Genomic DNA, 17,603 nt, shown 5'->3' with positions numbered 1-17,603 from the left:
CCGGGAATTTTGTTTCTTTTTTCCCCTCATCTCAAGGCAATCATCAATATATAAATTTCAGAATATTATTCCGGAATTGTGGATTTTTATTGAATTTTTATTTTGATTAATTGATGGTTATTGGTATCTTGTGGTTGTTTAATTGATTCATCATTTTTCGCTGAAAAAATAAGAATAATTACTGAATATTCAATAATTAGCATGCGATATAAATCTTGATTTTTATTTTAATTTCATCATCTTAGTATCAGTTTTTGTAAATTGCTTGTGTATAAGCAACAAATATTCTTGTTGCATAAATGTAATGTTATTGTGATCTAAATCATAAATTTAGATTATTGATGTTACCGATGATTGTCCTATATTGGTTTTTTTTAGACAGCATATTATGCTTAGCTAAATTTTTAATCATCAGGGGACCATGATGAAAATCCTTGTTTTAGGTAGTGGCGTTATTGGTGTAACCAGTGCCTGGTATTTGGTACAGCAAGGTCATGAAGTAACCGTTATTGATCGTCAGGGAAGTGCGGCGCAGGAAACCAGCGCGGCGAATGCCGGTCAGATCTCGCCGGGATATGCGACACCGTGGGGAGCGCCAGGTATTCCACTGAAAGCCATTAAATGGATGTTTCAACGTCATGCTCCGCTGTCTATCCGCCCTGATGGTTCGCTGTTTCAATTGCGCTGGATGTGGCAGATGCTGCTCAATTGTGATGCAAGTCACTATGCAATCAATAAAAGCCGGATGGTACGGCTGGCAGAGTACAGCCGTGACTGTATCAAACAGTTAAGGGAAGATACCGGTATTCAATATGAAGGTCGCCAGAGGGGCACTCTTCAATTATTCCGCACCAATAAACAGTTTGATAATGCGATGAATGACATCGCGGTTCTTGAACAAGAAGGTGTGCCTTATAACCTGTTAACGCCAGATAAGTTGGCGACAGTTGAACCGGCATTGGCCCGTGTCGCTCACAAATTGACGGGAGGCTTACAATTACCAAACGATGAAACAGGGGATTGTCAGCTTTTTACCAAAGAATTGGCAAAAATGGCAGAAGCGGCTGGCGTCACGTTTCTGTTTAATAAACAGGTCAAACAGTTGCTGGTGGAAGGCTGCCGTATTACGGGCGTCCAGTGTGAAGATGGCGTCATGACGGCAGACAGCTATGTTGTTGCGATGGGAGCTTATTCCACTGAACTGTTGAATGGTATTGTCAAAATCCCGGTATATCCATTGAAAGGTTATTCATTAACTATGCCTATCGTAGATGCAGAACGGGCTCCGGTTTCGACTACGTTGGATGAAACATACAAAATTGCGATTACCCGGTTTGACAATCGTATTCGTGTTGGCGGCATGGCAGAAGTTGCGGGCTTCAATTTGAATGTGCCTAAAGCACGTTGTGAAACACTGAAAATGGTCGTGCAGGATCTCTACCCGGGGGGGGGCGATATTGCTCAGGCTAATTTCTGGACGGGCTTACGGCCCATGACACCAGATGGTACTCCCATTGTTGGTCCGACTGAATATAACAATCTCTACCTCAATACAGGGCACGGCACATTAGGGTGGACAATGGCATGTGGTTCCAGTCAGCTACTGGCGGATCTTATTTCAGGTAAGAAGCCTTCCATTGCCTCTGATGATTTGTCAGTATTCCGTTATGTTAATGGTTTTAATAAGAAATTTAGGCCGTTAGGCCATCAATTGCACATTGAACTGAGGGGCTGATATGCCACGTCCGATTTCGGCAACGATCCATCTTGATGCGTTGAAGAATAACTTGGCTATTATTCGTAATAGGGTCGGTAATAGCAAAATCTGGGCTGTAGTTAAAGCAAATGCTTATGGGCATGGCCTGCGTTGTCTATGGCGGTATCTCGATCAGACAGATGGATTTGCCTTACTTGATTTTAATGAGGCAATTTTATTGCGGGAACAGGGTTGGCAACGGCCTATCTTGCTGTTGGAGGGTTTTTTCAAACCAGAAGATTTGTCGGTAATTGATCAATATCAGTTGATAACAGTGGTACACAGTCATTGGCAACTTAAAGCAATCGAGATGGCCAATTTGAGCAGGCCAATCGATATTTATCTAAAATTAAACAGCGGCATGAATCGATTGGGTTTCCCTGCGGATCAATATAAAGAGGTTTTATCGCTGGCAAGGAGTATCCGGCAAATTGGACGAATAACGTTGATGTCGCATTTTGCGAATGCAGATAATAAGGAAATTGGCGTTACTGAACAATTTAACATTATTAATTCAGTCAGTCAGGGCTTGGATATTGCTCAATGTTTGGCTAATTCAGCCGCTTCTCTGTGGTATCCGCAAACTCACAGAGATTGGGTACGTCCCGGTATTGTGCTTTATGGCGCTTCTCCCAGTGGAAAGTGGAAAGATATTGCGGATATTGGGTTGAAAGCCGTGATGAGTCTGCAAAGTGAGATTATTGCCATTCAGCATCTCAAGGCTGGGGAAAAGATCGGTTATGGCAGTAAATATACCGCATCAGGCCCTATGAGAGTCGGTACTGTTGCCTGTGGTTATGCTGATGGTTACCCCCGCAGAGCAATGACCGGAACACCGGTTATTGTCGATGGCGTCAGAACTCAGGTGTTAGGGGCAGTATCAATGGATATGTTGTCAGTAGATTTGACGCCTTGCCCGCAGGCCCAAATTGGCAGCCCTGTCGAATTGTGGGGGCAAAACCTGCCGGTGGATGATGTGGCAGAGATCCTTGGAACGATTGGTTATGAATTGTTGTGTGCACTGGCGGATCGGGTCCCGGTATCTCTATGTCGTTAAATACTTGGCAGGACGGTTTTACTCTGATTGGGGGAGTGATAAATAATAATTTATTTCTGGTATTATTCAGAAAATAAGTTATCGATTTCTCTAAATTAATATATCTGTTCTTCACATATAATCTGTATGTTTTCGTTAAGAAAATTAAGCATAATTTAGACATATAGTGCTTTTTGGACAAAAATACTATGTTATTCTTGGAAATAAGGGAGATGATCTTTTACACTTACACTTTATAATAGCTAATCGCATAATTGTTTTATAGGAAATAGTTAATAATGATCAACAAAGCAAAAGTTCTAGCGGCAGCCATCACTTTTTGTTTTTCTTCATCGGTAGTTTATGCAGGGCAGTGGTCAGTTGGCGTATCTGTTCTGGCTCAGTCGCCCCCTTATAAGGGAGTAAAGAGTGAAGATAAAGTGTCACCTGTTCCAATGGTTAATTATGAAACTGACAATTTCTATTTTCATACTTTAGCTGCTGGGTATTATTTGTGGAACGAACCGAAAGATAAATTATCTTTGGATGTGTATTATTATCCTCAAAGTTTCAGCCCAAAAGACAATGAAGATAAGCAGCTGAAAAAGCTGGATAAACGTCGCGATACCATGATGGGTGGTTTTAGTTATAGTCATATTGAAGATTGGGGAACGTTACGCAGTTCTTTTGCAGCGGATACTTTAAGTAACAGTAAAGGGATCACGGTTGACTTGGCTTATTTATATGACTTTGAAATAGGGAGCTTGTCATTACAACCAGGGTTAGGCGTGGTCTGGAATAGTAAAAAACAAAATCGTTACGAATATGGTATTAAAGAGCGTGAATCACATCGTAGCGGGTTGGAAAAATATACTCCAGGTGATAGTTGGACTCCTTACCTGGAATTATCTGCCAATTATGAATTTAACCAGACATGGTCTGCATTTATGATGGGGCGCGTTGAATGGCTACCGTCTGAAATTAAAGATAGCCCAATGGTTAATAAATCATATTCAAGTATTGTCTGGACAGGTATTACATATAGTTTTTAATTACCCGAAACGATAATACCGGATAGAGACTGAATTCATCGAATTGTATTCAGTCTTTTTTGTGGTTTTTTTTGAGATATTTACTGATGGTCTTTCCGGCAACGAATGACAACCGAAATGCGGGCTGGGCTATCATTTTTGGCAATTAACGGTTTATTGATACGAGCTGTTTCTACACAAATCATATTTTTGTAACCTTCATCACACATGTCTTTCATATTATTCGATAATTTAGCACCGGGATTCCAGCATACAACATCACTGTGATGGTAATGGTGAATTTCAATTGTCCGTTTCAGTGAGATAAGTGTGCAGGGCGCAGGTTGCCTGATAATCACCATAGGCTTCCATAACGCATGTTATAAACAGATTAAAACAAAAGAGCCGCCAGAAAGGCAGCTCTTTTCAGGCAAGGTGATGACTCAGTTATTTAGAGATGTGAGTGATGAGATCCAGAACTTTATTAGAATAACCTGTTTCGTTGTCATACCAGGAAACCAGCTTCACAAAGTTGTCATTCAGGGCGATACCGGCTTTTGCATCAAATACAGAAGTCAGTTTTTCGCCATTGAAATCGTTAGATACAACGTCATCTTCGGTGTAACCCAGAACGCCTTTCAGTTCGCCTTCAGCCGCGTCTTTGATGGCATCACAGATTTGCTGATAGGTGGCTGGTTTTTCCAGACGTACAGTCAGGTCGACAACAGAGACGTTAGGAGTAGGAACACGGAAAGACATACCCGTCAGTTTACCGTTCAGCTCAGGGATAACTTTACCTACTGCTTTAGCCGCACCGGTAGAAGATGGAATGATGTTCTGAGCGGCGCCACGGCCGCCGCGCCAATCTTTTGCAGAAGGGCCATCCACTGTTTTCTGCGTCGCAGTGGTTGCGTGAACAGTGGTCATCAAACCTTCGACGATGCCGAATTTGTCATTGATAACTTTAGCCAGCGGCGCCAGACAGTTAGTGGTGCAGGAGGCATTGGAAACGATGTCCTGGCCTGCGTAAGCTTTGTGGTTAACTCCCATAACAAACATCGGCGTGTCATCTTTGGATGGGCCGGTCAGAACCACTTTTTTTGCACCTGCGATAATGTGCTTACGTGCAGTTTCATCAGTCAGGAAGATACCTGTTGCTTCTGCAACAACATCAACGCCCACTTCATTCCATTTCAGGTTAGCTGGATCTCTTTCTGCTGTAACACGGATAGTTTTACCGTTAACAACCAGGTGACCGTCTTCTACTTCAACAGTTCCTTTGAAGCGGCCGTGAGTTGAATCGTATTTCAGCATGTAAGCCATGTATTTTGCATCCAGCAAATCGTTGATTGCGACGATTTCGATGTCTGAACGTTCTTGTGCAGCACGGAAAACAATACGGCCAATACGACCAAAACCGTTGATACCTACTTTGATAGTCATAGTGTTCCACCAGCTATTTTTTAGTGAATTAAAAATTATTACTAAAGTTACCAAAACCTTGCCAGCCGTCAAGCGGAATCGTGTCAATAGTCGAAAAACATCGACCTTGAGTACACCATTCAGACGCTTTCTATACGGTACCAGCAATCGATCCGCCCATCATTATCGGGGCATAGACAGATATTGAAAGTTAATCGGTTAGATATGCGAGTCACATCACAAATAGTAGGATAAACATCTTCAATTAACCGCTTAAAATAAATTCCACTGATGCAATGTTAATCTTTTGTTATTATCATTTGATTTTATTGAAAACATGAGTCTTATTAAGGTGGTCGTTATGGCTAAAAATCCTGATGTTTCCCTTTATACAGAGCTTACTGATATTCAGCGTCATGTTACCCAGTATGCAGGGACGGAACCGCCATTTTCGGGGAAATTGCTACATAATAAAAAAAGTGGCGTGTATCATTGTCTGTGCTGTGGGCAGCCGTTATTTATGTCTGATACTAAATTTGATTCTGGCTGTGGCTGGCCGAGTTTTTACCAGCCTGTCAGCAATGATGCGATACTGTATCTTGATGATAATAGTTATAATATGCAGCGTATTGAAGTTCGTTGCCGCCATTGTGACGCTCATTTGGGGCATGTGTTCCCTGATGGTCCGAAACCAACAGGAGAACGTTTTTGTATCAACTCGGCTGCGTTAAGTTTTACTGATGAAAATACAGGTGAGAAAACAACAGGTTAGACATTTTTATCATTGACGGCATCGCTGTTAATTTATGTAAGAAAAATCGTTTCAGCTAATTCTGAAAAATAATAATGAGGAAATATCAATGGAACTGGATGATCTGTTATCTGTAATGACGCCAGAAATATATCAACGCCTGGTTCAGGCAGTCGAACTGGGTAAATGGCAGGATGGCGTGCCTCTAACTGTAGAGCAGAAAGAAAATAGCCTGCAAATGATTATGCTATGGCAAGCAAAGCACAACCATGAACCTGAGCATATGACAATCGGTACTGATGGTCAGTTGGTGATGAAGAGTAAACAAGAACTGAAAGCGGCCTTTCAGTCTGAAATGGTGGCAACATTTAAGCCATAATCTTCGCAAGATGGCGATGAAAAGGCTGAGTTTGTTGAACTCAGCCTGGTCTTGATTGGTATCAGAAAAGGGCGCTTTCTAACTGGGCAAGTTCTATCAGGATCGCGCCTTGCGTTTTTATCTCTTTGAATGCGGATTGGCTGTCACCTGGATTGAGGTTAACCCCCCGACAACCATCAGTGATTACCCAGGTTTCATAACCTAATGCCAGCGCATCCAGCGCGGTAAACTTCACACAATAATCAGTGGCGATACCAATAATAAACAGGCGTTCAATTTGTTCTGTTTGCAACCAGTCGTCAAGCTGGGTTTTACTCTGGTGACCGTTATCAAAGAAAGCGCTGTAGCTGTCGATCTGTGGATTTTCGCCTTTGTAGAAAATCTCAATAATGGCCTGCTTGTTCAGTTGTGGATGGAAATCAGCGCCATGTTGCCCCTGAACACAGTGTTCCGGCCACCATACTTGCGGAATACCGTTCAGTATACCGATATCGCCGATCTTCTGACCGGAGTTAACTGCGAAGCTCATATGTTCAGCAGGGTGCCAGTCTTGAGTGGCAATAATGCTGATATTGTGTTTCAGACAGATATCAATTGCCTGATTTGCAACATCAATGACGTGCTCACTCTCTTTTACGGCTAATGCACCGCTAGTACAGAAATCGTTCTGTAGATCAATGAGTAATAGGGCTGTTTTCATCTCTTTCTCGGATTATTTATCGACATAACTTAATTCACCACGTAAATTTTGTTGCATTAAATAACGAATTTTTTCACTGCTATAGGGTTGACTGAGTAAATAGTGCAACTTAGTTAAAGTTGCTTCAAAGGTCATATCGTAGCCACTGATAACACCGGCTTCAGCCAGAGCATGACCGGTTGCGTAACCATCCATGTTTACCCTGCCAGAAATGCACTGGGTTAGATTGACAACCACAATCCCTCTCTCTGTTGCCTGTGTTAGCTCTTTCAATAAGTCTGGATGCTGCGGCGCGTTGCCGACGCCATATGAGCGCAGGATTAAGGCTTTAACCGGTTGCATTAAAATATTGTTCACAACTTGACTGGAAAGGCCGGGATAAATGGTTATCACGCCAATAGGCTGATGGGTGATCTGATGAGTGATAAATTCACCATGATTGGCAGGGGCCGGACCTGTATTGAAGGTTTTGATGTTAATACCCGCTTCCATCAATGGGGAACAGTTTGGTGAGGCAAAGGCATCAAAACCGTCTGCATGTGCTTTGACCGTCCGGTTCCCACGGAACAATTTATTATTGAAAAACAGGCTGACCTCATTAACGGGGTAGTTAGCGGCAAGATAAAGCGCATTCAGCAAGTTTGTCTGCCCGTCAGAGCGCAGTGCTTCCAGTGGGATTTGTGATCCTGTCACAATCACCGGTTTACCCAGATTCTCAAACATAAAAGAGAGAGCGGATGCGGTAAATGCCATCGTGTCCGTGCCATGCAGGATCACAAAACCATCATAATCATCGTAATTTTTCCGGATATCATCAGCGATGAGTTGCCAGTCTTCTGGGGTCATATCAGAAGAATCAATCAGTGGTTGATGCTCACGGATGGTGAATGTCGGCATTTCAGACCGGTGGAATTCGGGCATTTTGGTGAGCTGGCGCTGTAAATGCCCGGAAATGGGAATATATCCCTGAGATGAGCGTTGCATCCCAATTGTTCCGCCAGTATAGACGACATAAATAGATTTCTTCTGCATGACTGTACCTCGTAAAAAGATCAACTGGATTATAGGAGTATTACAAAATAAAAAAAGCCTGGCAGGGTATCTGTCAGGCTAAAAACGTCATTAATTACGTTATCACCAGGATCATACCGGGGAATTTCAGCGGCATGTTTCTGCTAATGTCATGTATTATGATGGTTTTTTAACGAATATCTCCGCAGTTTAAACAGAAAGCATAACGATTTTGTGGATCATTCAAATGGCGATAGAACTCAGCTTGCTGTTTTACTGCCTGAGTGACCGGCGTCAATGGTGCGGGCAGCCATGCCTGAATCGCTTCCGGCACGATAGCTTGAGTGGTTGCCGTCAGTTGGCTCATCAGCAACTCACTGAATGACATTTCCGGCTGCATCCAATCAAGTTCAGGATGATCTAATTTTGCCAATTCAGCTGCTTTGACAACCGCGTTGTCGAAATCACCTAATTGGTCGACCAATCCATTGGTTTTAGCGTCATTACCAATCCACACATGCCCCTGAGCAATGTTATCGACCTCTTCTGATGTCTTATTGCGTGAGTCAGCAACAAGGTCAATAAAGTTCTTATAGCCGTTTTCAATATTAAGCTGCATCAGCTCTGAGAACTCTTTACTAAGCCCTTTAGTGACAGAAATACCCGCCAGTGGTGTTGTGGAAACGCCGTCAGTGTGGATACCAATATGATCCAGACTGTTTTCATAAGTGGCAATGACACCGAAGATACCAATAGAACCGGTCAACGTACTTTGGTTTGCAATGATGTAATTTGCGGGGGTGGAGATCCAGTAACCACCGGATGCAGCCATTCCACCCATAGAAACAACGACCGGCTTATTCGCTGCACGCAGAGCGGCCAGTTCGGTGCGGATAACATCGGAAGCGCTAACGCTGCCTCCAGGACTGTTTACCCGCAGAATAACGGCTTTGATATTATTATCCAAACGCGCTTGACGGATCTGAGCGGCGGTTGTATCACCGCCAACCATTCCTGGAACCTGTTGACCATCAACGATCGCGCCCTGCGCTATAATAACGGCAATATTGCCCTTGGATGATGATTTATTTGCCAGCAATTGTGGCGCGTAATCATAAATACTGATGGCATTGAAATGTCGGTTTTTCTCATCCCAGCCAAAAGCTTTTGTCATTTCACTTTCAATGATATTGCGTGGAGCGACATAATCGATCAGTTTGCGTTTAAGTGCATATTGGGCATTGTCGCCGCCGACAGTACGCAGGCCGGCAATTATCTCATCCGCGCCTGGGAATACCTGATGAACAGAAAGTTTGCGGTTAGCGGCGATAGTATTGAGGTAGTTGTGCCAAAGACCGTTGACCCAACGGCTGTCAGCTTCCCGTGCCGCCGGAGACATATCATCGCGCATAACCGGTTCGACGGCTGATTTATACGTCCCGACCCGGAAAATATGTGTGGTGACTTTCAGCGAATCCAGTAGGGATTTGTAATAGAGGTTATTGGTCGAATAACCATAAAGACCAACCGCACCTTGTGGCGACAGATAAATTTTATCGGCAAAAGTGGCCAGATAATATTGAGGCTGGTTGTAGTTATCACTGATCGCGTAAACGGGTTTGCCTGAGGTTTTAAACTCATTAATCGCTTTACCGATATACTGCATCGATGGCTGGTCAGCGCCGATGAAATCGTCAAGTTTCAGCACCAGTCCTGTGATTTTGTTATCGGTTTTTGCCTGACGAATGGTATCCACAATATCAAACAGAGAATTCTCCTGTAATTTATTGCCGGATGAACCAAACAGTTCACGTCCCAATTGATTCAATGGGTTACGGCTGGAAACTTGATCCACAACAACACCAGTGAGATTGACATACAAGGCTCCCCGATAACTGTCCACCGCTTTATTAGGCTGTTGATAAAGCATAAAGCCCCCAGCAATCACCAGGATAATCAGGATAAAAATCAGGTTTGAAATAACTTCCCGAACAAAATTCAGCAGTCGCCAACTCCATTTAAATAATCTTGCGACCCACTTCCATAAAATACGCATATCATCTCCAAAGATAGGATCAAGTAGGGCTATCCTAATGACCAGACATATAAATGTCAGCTTCAAATAGTGTCAAATTGTCCGAAAAGGCCGCTTTTGGGCTTTTATTCGTTAACAAATAAACAGAAAATGTTAGCTTATAACAAAATAGCTTATTCAGGAGAAAAAATATGAAAGCATTAGAGCTCTTGTTGAACCGACGTTCAGCATCACGTTTGACAACACCGGCGCCTCAAGGTGAAGCATTACAGAATATTCTGGCTGCGGGAATGAGAGCGCCAGATCATGGCGCATTACGGCCGTGGCACTTTATTGTCATGCAGGATGAGGGTATTGATCGGTTTAGTCAATTACTCCACCAAGCTGCCGTTGACAGTAATCTGGGGGTTGAAGCGGAAGAAAAAGCCAAAAGCGCGCCTTATCGTGCGCCATTAATTATCGCTGTTCTGGCAAAGGTGATGGAGAATGCCAAGATACCGGAATGGGAACAGGTGGTTTCTGCCGGCTGCGCGGTGCACGCGATGCAAATGGCGGCAGTGGCGCAAGGGTTTGGTGGTATCTGGCGTACGGGTTCATGGACTGATGATGATACGGTGCGTACTGGTCTGGGTTGTAATGAGCATGACAAGGTAGTAGGTTTTCTCTACCTTGGAACGCCTGTTTTGAAAGCGCCGGGCAACGTTGCCACGCCAGATATGACTAGTTTTGTCAGCTACTTCTGACCGGAGTCTGTTATGTCAACAGAAGTTCGCCTTACCCAGTACAGTCACGGTGCTGGGTGCGGTTGTAAAATTTCACCGAAAGTTTTGGAAACCATTCTGCATAGTGAGCAGGAAAAATTTCTTGATCCTCACTTACTGGTGGGTAATGAAACGCGTGATGATGCGGCGGTTTATGATATTGGCAATGGTACGGGCATCATTAGTACGACCGATTTCTTCATGCCGATCGTTGATGACCCGTTTGATTTTGGACGGATTGCCGCGACAAATGCTATCAGCGATATTTATGCAATGGGCGGTAAGCCCATTATGGCGATAGCGATTCTGGGATGGCCGATGGATAAACTGGCGCCGGAAATTGCCCGCAAGGTGATTGAAGGTGGCCGGGCTGTTTGTAAAGACGCAGGAATTTCACTGGCGGGAGGACATTCTATTGATGCGCCTGAGCCTATTTTTGGTCTGGCTGTAACCGGTATCGTTAATATTGATCGGGTGAAACGGAACAGTGCAGCGAAAGCCGGTAGCCAGCTATTTCTGACAAAGCCGCTTGGCATTGGGGTATTGACTACGGCGGAGAAAAAAAGCTTGTTGTTGCCTGAGCATCAGGGCGTCTCGGTAGCAACCATGTGCCGCCTAAATAAACCGGGGGTTGATTTTGCCGAAGTTGCGGGTGTTACAGCAATGACTGATGTGACCGGGTTTGGTCTGTTAGGGCATTTGAGTGAAATTTGTCAAGGATCGGGTGTCCGGGCAACTCTCCATTTTGCAAAAATTCCTAAACTGCCGGAAGTGGAATCTTATATTGAAAAAGGGTGTGTTCCGGGAGGCACTGGGCGTAATTTTGACAGTTATGGTCATCTTATTGGTGAAATGACAGCGCTTCAGCGTAACCTGTTATGTGATCCGCAAACATCAGGCGGCCTGTTGTTGGCCGTTCTGCCAGAAGCGACAGATGAAGTGAAAATGATTGCACGATGTCATGGCATTGAACTGACCGCAATTGGTGAGTTGTCTGAGCAACAGTCAGGCAGAGTGCTGATTGAGGTTAATGAATAATATCCATGCGGCTTTTTATTGCAGAAAAACCAAGCCTGGCCAGGGCGATTGCTGATGTTTTACCGAAACCGCATCGCCGTGGCGATGGCTTTATTGCTTGTGGGAATAACCAGTTTGTGACCTGGTGTATTGGGCACTTATTGGAGCAGGCGGAACCTGATGCTTATGACAGTCGTTTCGCTCGTTGGTCACTAGTTGATCTTCCTATCATTCCGGAGAAATGGCAGTTAAAACCGCGGCCTTCTGTGGCGAAACAGCTTAACGTCATCCGGGAGTTGCTGGGAAAAGCAGAGGAAGTGGTCCATGCGGGCGACCCGGATCGTGAAGGGCAACTGCTGGTGGATGAGGTTCTGGATTTTTTGAAATTGGATGGTGAAAAGCGAAAAAATGTTCGCCGTTGCCTGATAAGTGATCTAAATCCACAAGCGGTTACCAGAGCTATTGACAGGTTAAGAGATAACCGGGATTTTATCCCGCTATGTGTTTCCGCTCTCGCCAGAGCTAGGGCTGATTGGTTGTATGGTATTAACATGACCCGGGCTTATACCTTGCTTGGACGCAATGCGGGGTATCAGGGTGTATTATCTGTCGGGCGGGTTCAGACTCCTGTGCTGGGGTTAGTAGTTCGCCGGGATGAAGAGATTGAGCATTTCGTACCAAAAGATTTCTTTGAGGTGAAAGCGCATATTGTGACGCCAAAGGATGAGCGTTTTACCGCGCTCTGGCAGCCAAGTGAATCTTGTATTGATTTTCTGGATGAAGAAGGGCGATTGATACACAGGCCTCTGGCTGAACATGTTGTTGCCAAAATCACCGGCCAGCCGGCCTATGTGACATCTTATCAGGATAAACGGGAATCTGAAGTTGCTCCTTTGCCGTTTTCATTATCTTCGTTGCAGATTGAAGCCGCTAAACGTTTTGGCCTGAATGCGCAGCAAGTGCTGGATATTTGCCAGCGATTATATGAAACGCATAAGTTGATTACTTATCCCCGTTCTGATTGCCGTTATTTGCCTGAAGAGCACTTTGCCGGGCGCCATGCGGTGCTTAATGCAATATCTGTTCATACAACAAATCTGTTGCCGCAAGCATTACTGGAAACAGACAGAAAGAATCGTTGCTGGGATGATAAAAAGGTTGATGCCCACCATGCAATTATTCCTACGGCACGAAGTAACCATATAAATCTGACAGACAACGAGGCTAATATTTATGGTTTGGTTGCCAGACAATATTTGATGCAATTTTTCCCAGATGCCATATTCCGTAAATGTATTATTGAATTGGAAATTGCTGGCGGCAAATTTATTGCTAAAGCGCGTTTTCTTGCTGAGGCAGGTTGGCGCATATTGCTTGGCAATAAAGAGCGTGATGAAGAAAACGACGGAACGCCATTACCGGTTGTTGCTAAGGGTGATGAATTATTGTGTGAAAGGGGAGAGGTGGTAGAGCGCCAAACTCAACCGCCAAAGCCATTTACAGATGCAACTATCCTCTCTGCTATGACGGGGATTGCTCGTTTTGTGCAGGATAAGGAATTGAAAAAAGTCCTTCGTGCGACGGATGGGCTGGGAACTGAAGCAACACGAGCCGGCATTATCGAACTGTTGTTTAAACGGGAGTTTCTTTATAAAAAAGGGCGTCATATTCATGCAACGCCTGCGGGTAGGGCCCTTATTCATGTATTACCTGATATGGCTGCTTTACCGGATATGACAGCCCATTGGGAGTCCCGGTTAACGCAAATCAGCGAAAAACAGTTCCGTTATCAAGATTTCATGGGGCCGCTTGAGGAGACATTGCAGCAATTAATTTGGCAGGCTAAACAGAACCGTAATTTAAAAGCTTTTCGTGATTTGCCTCCGGTTCCGGTTAAAGAGAAAAAGGGGAAAAAAACAAAATCGACAAAAAATGCTAAAGCAGCTGCGCCGTAGGGCGCAATTGCTACGTTATTTTAAAAAAATGGTTGATATTCGGCGTTAACAGAATATCACATTTCAAATTCTACCCAGACAGGCGCATGATCTGACGGTTTTTCCATTTCACGGATTTTATAATCAATACCTGTCGCAATACAGCGCTCCGCTAAGGGGTGACTAGCAAGAAGTAAATCTATACGTAGCCCACGATTATCATCAAACCCTTTTGATCGATAATCAAACCAAGAAAATTGGTCGTTACATTCAGGATTCAGATTCCTGAATGTATCAACCAAACCCCAACTTTTCAGGCGATCCATCCAATCTCTCTCTTCTGGCAGGAAAGAACATTTACCTGTTTTTAACCAGCGTTTTTGGTTGTTTTCACCAATGCCGATATCCAGATCCGTTGGACTGATATTCATATCCCCCATGATAAGCACTTGCGATTGAGGCGATAAATTTTGTTCCAGATAGCTTTGCAGGTCCTGATAAAATTTCTCTTTTGCAGGAAATTTCACTGGATGGTCACGGCTTTCTCCCTGTGGAAAATAGCCATTAATGACTGTCAATAGCCCGTGTGGGGTTTCTATATCAGCCATGATAATACGGCGCTGGGCATCTTCATCGTCCCCAGGAAAACCACAGCGCACAACAACAGGATTCTGGCGTGTTAACAGAGCAACGCCGTAATGGGCTTTCTGACCGTAATAAAACACATGATAGCCAAGTTTACTCACTTCTTCTAAAGGAAACGCCTCATCATGAACTTTTGTTTCCTGTAGGCCGATAACATCGGGTTGATGTTGCTCGACGATCGCAGCTAACTGATGGGGGCGGGCACGTAATCCATTAATATTAAAAGAGATAAATTTCATCTTTTACAGCCATCCAGTGAAAAGACACAAGAACAATAATAACAGATGGATCTTAAAAAGTAACTATTGACAATGGTTAGGACGAAATAGTAACGGAACCCCTAATATTATAATTAATTGTGAAAAATATAATAATTTATGGTGAGAAAACACTGAGGTTAGACCGTTTTTATCTCTAGTGTTACAAAAATTGATTACTGAAAAATGTAGAACCCTATCCTAATCTTTGATAGAAAATTGAGCTCGTTAGTAATGTTTATATTTTCTAATGGTTGATTGGTTAAGATTAATTTTTGAACCATGATAAACATGAATAATAGAGTTTATTGAGCCACCTATGTATTGAACATAAGCTTTTTTTATGTGGTATATGTTTGAGAAGTATTTGTTTTTTTTGTACAAAATTTACGCCTTCACAGTATCGAACTGATTTAGCTGTCATTTGGTGAAGGCTATTTCAAAGAAATTATTTTAGCCACAAGTTATATAGGAACGGTGAATTATGTTTTTTTCTCGTAAATTAGAAGCATTCATGGCAGTGGTGGAAAATGGTTCTTTAAGTAAAGCGGCAAGAGTGATGAACCGTACAACTCCTCCAGTAGCTAAATCAATCAAAGACTTCGAAGCAACATTAGGGAAGCGCCTTTTCAAAAGGGAGAAATTTGGGATGAGTCTGACTAAAGATGGTTTAGAATTATATAATGATCTTAAAGATCTTTATTTACAAGAAAAAGAAATAACTAAAAAACATATCAGTGGTAGTATATGTAACATAGTTAATATTTATTACGATTGGGGGAAAAACAAACACCTAATTTATTTATATAAGGCAGCTGATAGAAATAGCTCCCAAGTAAATATATTCCGGTTTAGTTATGATAACATTGAAGAAATAGTGGATTATGACGGCAACACCCTCATTATGAGCTCAGAAAAGATACTAAGTGACCGTTTTAGTCTTATTCGTAAAATAAAAGGACCAGAATTGGGAATTTGCTGCCGAAAAGAGTTATTAGATATTGCTGGCGGTGATGTAATGCAATTACTAAAAAATAATACTTGGTTATGTGATCCTGTGCTTTATAAAAGCAGTTTCATTAAAAACTTGGAAGAAGAAGTTATTCAAAGTGGTGGCAAAGTGAATATGCGCCAGATGGATAATATGGGGTGCTGCATGAATTTCATTTATTCAAGAGACTATATTTTCATTACAGATTCTCATCCTGATGAATTGGAAGGAGGTGATGCTTTAAGTTTTGTTCCTATTGAAAAACCGGGTGCAGCAAACCACTGTTATATTTATAAGTCTAAATCACATTCAAGTGTACTTAATCGTTTTATCGATTCAGTAAATGATATGAGTTAAATTTATTCTACGCGGAGTAGATTATTGTAAGCTCCGCGTTGTTGTTTTGCGGAGATGATGATAGAAAATTTTCATTGTACCCAGATGATAAAATTATATTTATTATTTTTTGTTATACCTAGAATAATTTTTTATGGTGGTAGGGAAAGATAGACTGTTTCCTCGCCTTTTGGACTAACACACTATAAGCACTACGCTGTTATTTTGCTTTGCTTAATTCGAGCCTTATTCGAAGTGCAAAACATCCTGCATGTGAGTGCCATGTAATCATAGAGATAAGTGATACATGATTTCTAAGCCGGGGTTCTCCCGGCTTCAGGCTTTCAGGATGGCTACAGCCTTTCCTGGTGATCCCCTCTTTTACCACAACCTTGCCTTATTGTTTCAGCCACGGCGTTGCCGTGTTCCAAAAAATGATGTTCGCCCCCAGGTAGTTTTCAGTGAAATCAGCAAACTCCTCCCGAGTGAAGGGTTTTTTGGTTTTTGGGTTAGTGTAGGTCAGATTTGGTTCTTGGACTGCCATCGCGAATAAATCCAGCTTGCCTTTGTAACGGTTGAAAAAGGGATAGGTGTTTTTCATCTGTGCGGATTGATATGGCAAGATATCAGGGCCCCCTAGGCCGATCTTATTTTTCGACGCGAAATTAAATGGCCGGGACATGTATTGATGATCGTTATTCCGTTCACATGGACAGAAGTTAACGTATTGCACCCCGTAGGATGTTTTGAATAGCAACCCAGCCATAACCTTGTTCTTTATTTTCACCGGGATTATCAACTTGCGCAACTAAACCACCTTGATATTTCGAGTTCTGTTGAAGATAAAATGGGATATAGCGGGCATCCTTCTCAAAAAAGCGATCCTGAATCTGGATATACCCAAGAAACTTCAAGATGCAGTTTTTAGCACCTGAAAATGGTCGTTAATTCTAGACATCAGCGAGTCCGCTATATCCGGTAGCGTTGTGGTGAAAAATTTGAAGACGTTGTCTCGAAATTCATGTTTATCAGCGAAATAACGGTTATTTCGAACCTGCTCATTCATGACCTTCCATAATCGTTCTATCGGGTTTAAATTTGGGCTGTATGGCGGAAGGTAATGTAATTCAATATTGCTAACATAAGCCCACTCCTTAACAAGATGAGCTTTGTTGTAACCCGCCCCATCCACAATAAGATGAATTTTTTGATGATAGTCAGGATAAGACTTTCTTATTTCATTGAAAAAACAGCAAATATTGTAGTCATTGAGGGTTTGATATTCCTGGAACACCGTACGACCAATGGCATTCAGGTTGAGCGCGCCCAATATATTCAGGCGAGTCCGGCTTCCTGTTGTCTTGACGGTTTTTTTCTCGCCTTTTCGCATCCAGCCATAACTGAGTTTGGTGCCTTGAGTCGGGTGAACAGCGTCAAGAAAAAGGATGGGTTCGTCTTTCGCTGTGACTTTAAGATTCTCATAATATTCAATAAATTGTCGCTGTTTTTCTGCGTCGAATTTATGAGGGACGCCACAAGGT

General features: G+C 42.9%; 14 protein-coding genes and 3 pseudogenes. 9 read left to right on the top strand and 8 right to left on the bottom strand.

Annotated elements, in window-relative coordinates:
- Positions 1–424 precede the first annotated feature (424 nt).
- The 3 genes from ABR397_RS12985 (at position 425) to ABR397_RS12975 (ending at position 3,844) form a co-directional block, all read left to right on the top strand.
- Entirely contained in the window at positions 425–1,735 is a 1,311-nt protein-coding gene (locus ABR397_RS12985; RefSeq protein WP_350306102.1) for a D-amino acid dehydrogenase, read from the top strand.
- Position 1,736: 1 nt separating this feature from the next.
- Positions 1,737–2,813, top strand: coding sequence for a catabolic alanine racemase DadX (gene dadX / locus ABR397_RS12980; protein ID WP_350306101.1), 1,077 nt, complete (start codon positions 1,737–1,739; stop codon positions 2,811–2,813).
- Positions 2,814–3,091: 278 nt separating this feature from the next.
- Positions 3,092–3,844: a MipA/OmpV family protein gene (locus ABR397_RS12975; protein WP_350306100.1), complete on the top strand. Its 753-nt coding sequence runs from the start codon at positions 3,092–3,094 to the stop codon at positions 3,842–3,844.
- Between the two features lie 80 nt (positions 3,845–3,924).
- Here the strand turns inward: ABR397_RS12975 and ABR397_RS12970 are convergent.
- Positions 3,925–4,179: pseudogene (locus tag ABR397_RS12970) on the bottom strand (D-hexose-6-phosphate mutarotase); the annotation flags it as partial.
- 91 nt (positions 4,180–4,270) lie between these two features.
- Positions 4,271–5,266, bottom strand: coding sequence for a glyceraldehyde-3-phosphate dehydrogenase (gene gapA / locus ABR397_RS12965; RefSeq protein ID WP_350306099.1), 996 nt, complete (start codon positions 5,264–5,266; stop codon positions 4,271–4,273).
- 340 nt (positions 5,267–5,606) lie between these two features.
- On the opposite strand from gapA, the gene msrB reads away from it, so the two are divergent.
- Together msrB and ABR397_RS12955 are read left to right on the top strand one after the other, a co-directional pair.
- Entirely contained in the window at positions 5,607–6,017 is a 411-nt protein-coding gene (gene msrB, locus ABR397_RS12960; protein ID WP_350306098.1) for a peptide-methionine (R)-S-oxide reductase MsrB, read from the top strand.
- An 88-nt stretch (positions 6,018–6,105) separates the two neighbouring features.
- Complete coding sequence (locus ABR397_RS12955; RefSeq protein ID WP_350306097.1) at positions 6,106–6,375, top strand: YeaC family protein; 270 nt, start codon at positions 6,106–6,108, stop codon at positions 6,373–6,375.
- Between the two features lie 61 nt (positions 6,376–6,436).
- On the opposite strand, the gene pncA is transcribed toward ABR397_RS12955, so the two are convergent.
- The 3 genes from pncA to sppA form a co-directional block, all read right to left on the bottom strand.
- On the bottom strand, positions 6,437–7,075 hold the full coding sequence (pncA, locus tag ABR397_RS12950; RefSeq protein WP_350306096.1) for a bifunctional nicotinamidase/pyrazinamidase: 639 nt from the start codon (positions 7,073–7,075) through the stop codon (positions 6,437–6,439).
- 12 nt (positions 7,076–7,087) lie between these two features.
- Complete coding sequence (gene ansA, locus ABR397_RS12945) at positions 7,088–8,107, bottom strand: asparaginase (protein WP_350306095.1); 1,020 nt, start codon at positions 8,105–8,107, stop codon at positions 7,088–7,090.
- A 169-nt stretch (positions 8,108–8,276) separates the two neighbouring features.
- Positions 8,277–10,142, bottom strand: coding sequence for a signal peptide peptidase SppA (gene sppA / locus ABR397_RS12940; protein WP_350306094.1), 1,866 nt, complete (start codon positions 10,140–10,142; stop codon positions 8,277–8,279).
- Positions 10,143–10,312: 170 nt separating this feature from the next.
- On the opposite strand from sppA, the gene ABR397_RS12935 reads away from it, so the two are divergent.
- From ABR397_RS12935 to ABR397_RS12925, 3 genes are read left to right on the top strand one after another with little or no spacing between them, the layout of a single operon-like run.
- Entirely contained in the window at positions 10,313–10,864 is a 552-nt protein-coding gene (locus ABR397_RS12935; protein WP_350306093.1) for an NAD(P)H nitroreductase, read from the top strand.
- A gap of 12 nt (positions 10,865–10,876) precedes the next feature.
- A complete protein-coding gene (selD, locus tag ABR397_RS12930) occupies positions 10,877–11,920 on the top strand; it encodes a selenide, water dikinase SelD (protein ID WP_350306092.1) in 1,044 nt (347 codons plus the stop codon).
- A 5-nt stretch (positions 11,921–11,925) separates the two neighbouring features.
- Complete coding sequence (locus tag ABR397_RS12925; protein WP_350306091.1) at positions 11,926–13,854, top strand: DNA topoisomerase III; 1,929 nt, start codon at positions 11,926–11,928, stop codon at positions 13,852–13,854.
- Between the two features lie 56 nt (positions 13,855–13,910).
- Here the strand turns inward: ABR397_RS12925 and xthA are convergent, their stop codons facing one another.
- Positions 13,911–14,717: an exodeoxyribonuclease III gene (xthA, locus tag ABR397_RS12920; RefSeq protein ID WP_350306090.1), complete on the bottom strand. Its 807-nt coding sequence runs from the start codon at positions 14,715–14,717 to the stop codon at positions 13,911–13,913.
- 502 nt (positions 14,718–15,219) lie between these two features.
- Between xthA and ABR397_RS12915 the strand changes: the two genes are divergently transcribed.
- The gene (locus ABR397_RS12915; protein WP_350306089.1) at positions 15,220–16,083 is read left to right on the top strand and encodes a helix-turn-helix domain-containing protein; all 864 of its coding nucleotides are present in this window, start codon (positions 15,220–15,222) and stop codon (positions 16,081–16,083) included.
- A 376-nt stretch (positions 16,084–16,459) separates the two neighbouring features.
- Here ABR397_RS12915 and ABR397_RS25050 read toward each other — a convergent pair.
- Both ABR397_RS25050 and ABR397_RS12900 read right to left on the bottom strand, forming a co-directional pair.
- Positions 16,460–16,961 (bottom strand): annotated as a pseudogene (locus ABR397_RS25050) (hypothetical protein); the annotation flags it as partial.
- An 11-nt stretch (positions 16,962–16,972) separates the two neighbouring features.
- Positions 16,973–17,603: pseudogene (locus ABR397_RS12900) on the bottom strand (IS630-like element ISPlu3 family transposase); the annotation flags it as partial.

It is taken from the genome of Photorhabdus viridis, assembly GCF_040256935.1.
Taxonomy (GTDB): domain Bacteria; phylum Pseudomonadota; class Gammaproteobacteria; order Enterobacterales; family Enterobacteriaceae; genus Photorhabdus; species Photorhabdus viridis.
This window is presented reverse-complemented; position numbering and strand designations above follow the sequence as displayed.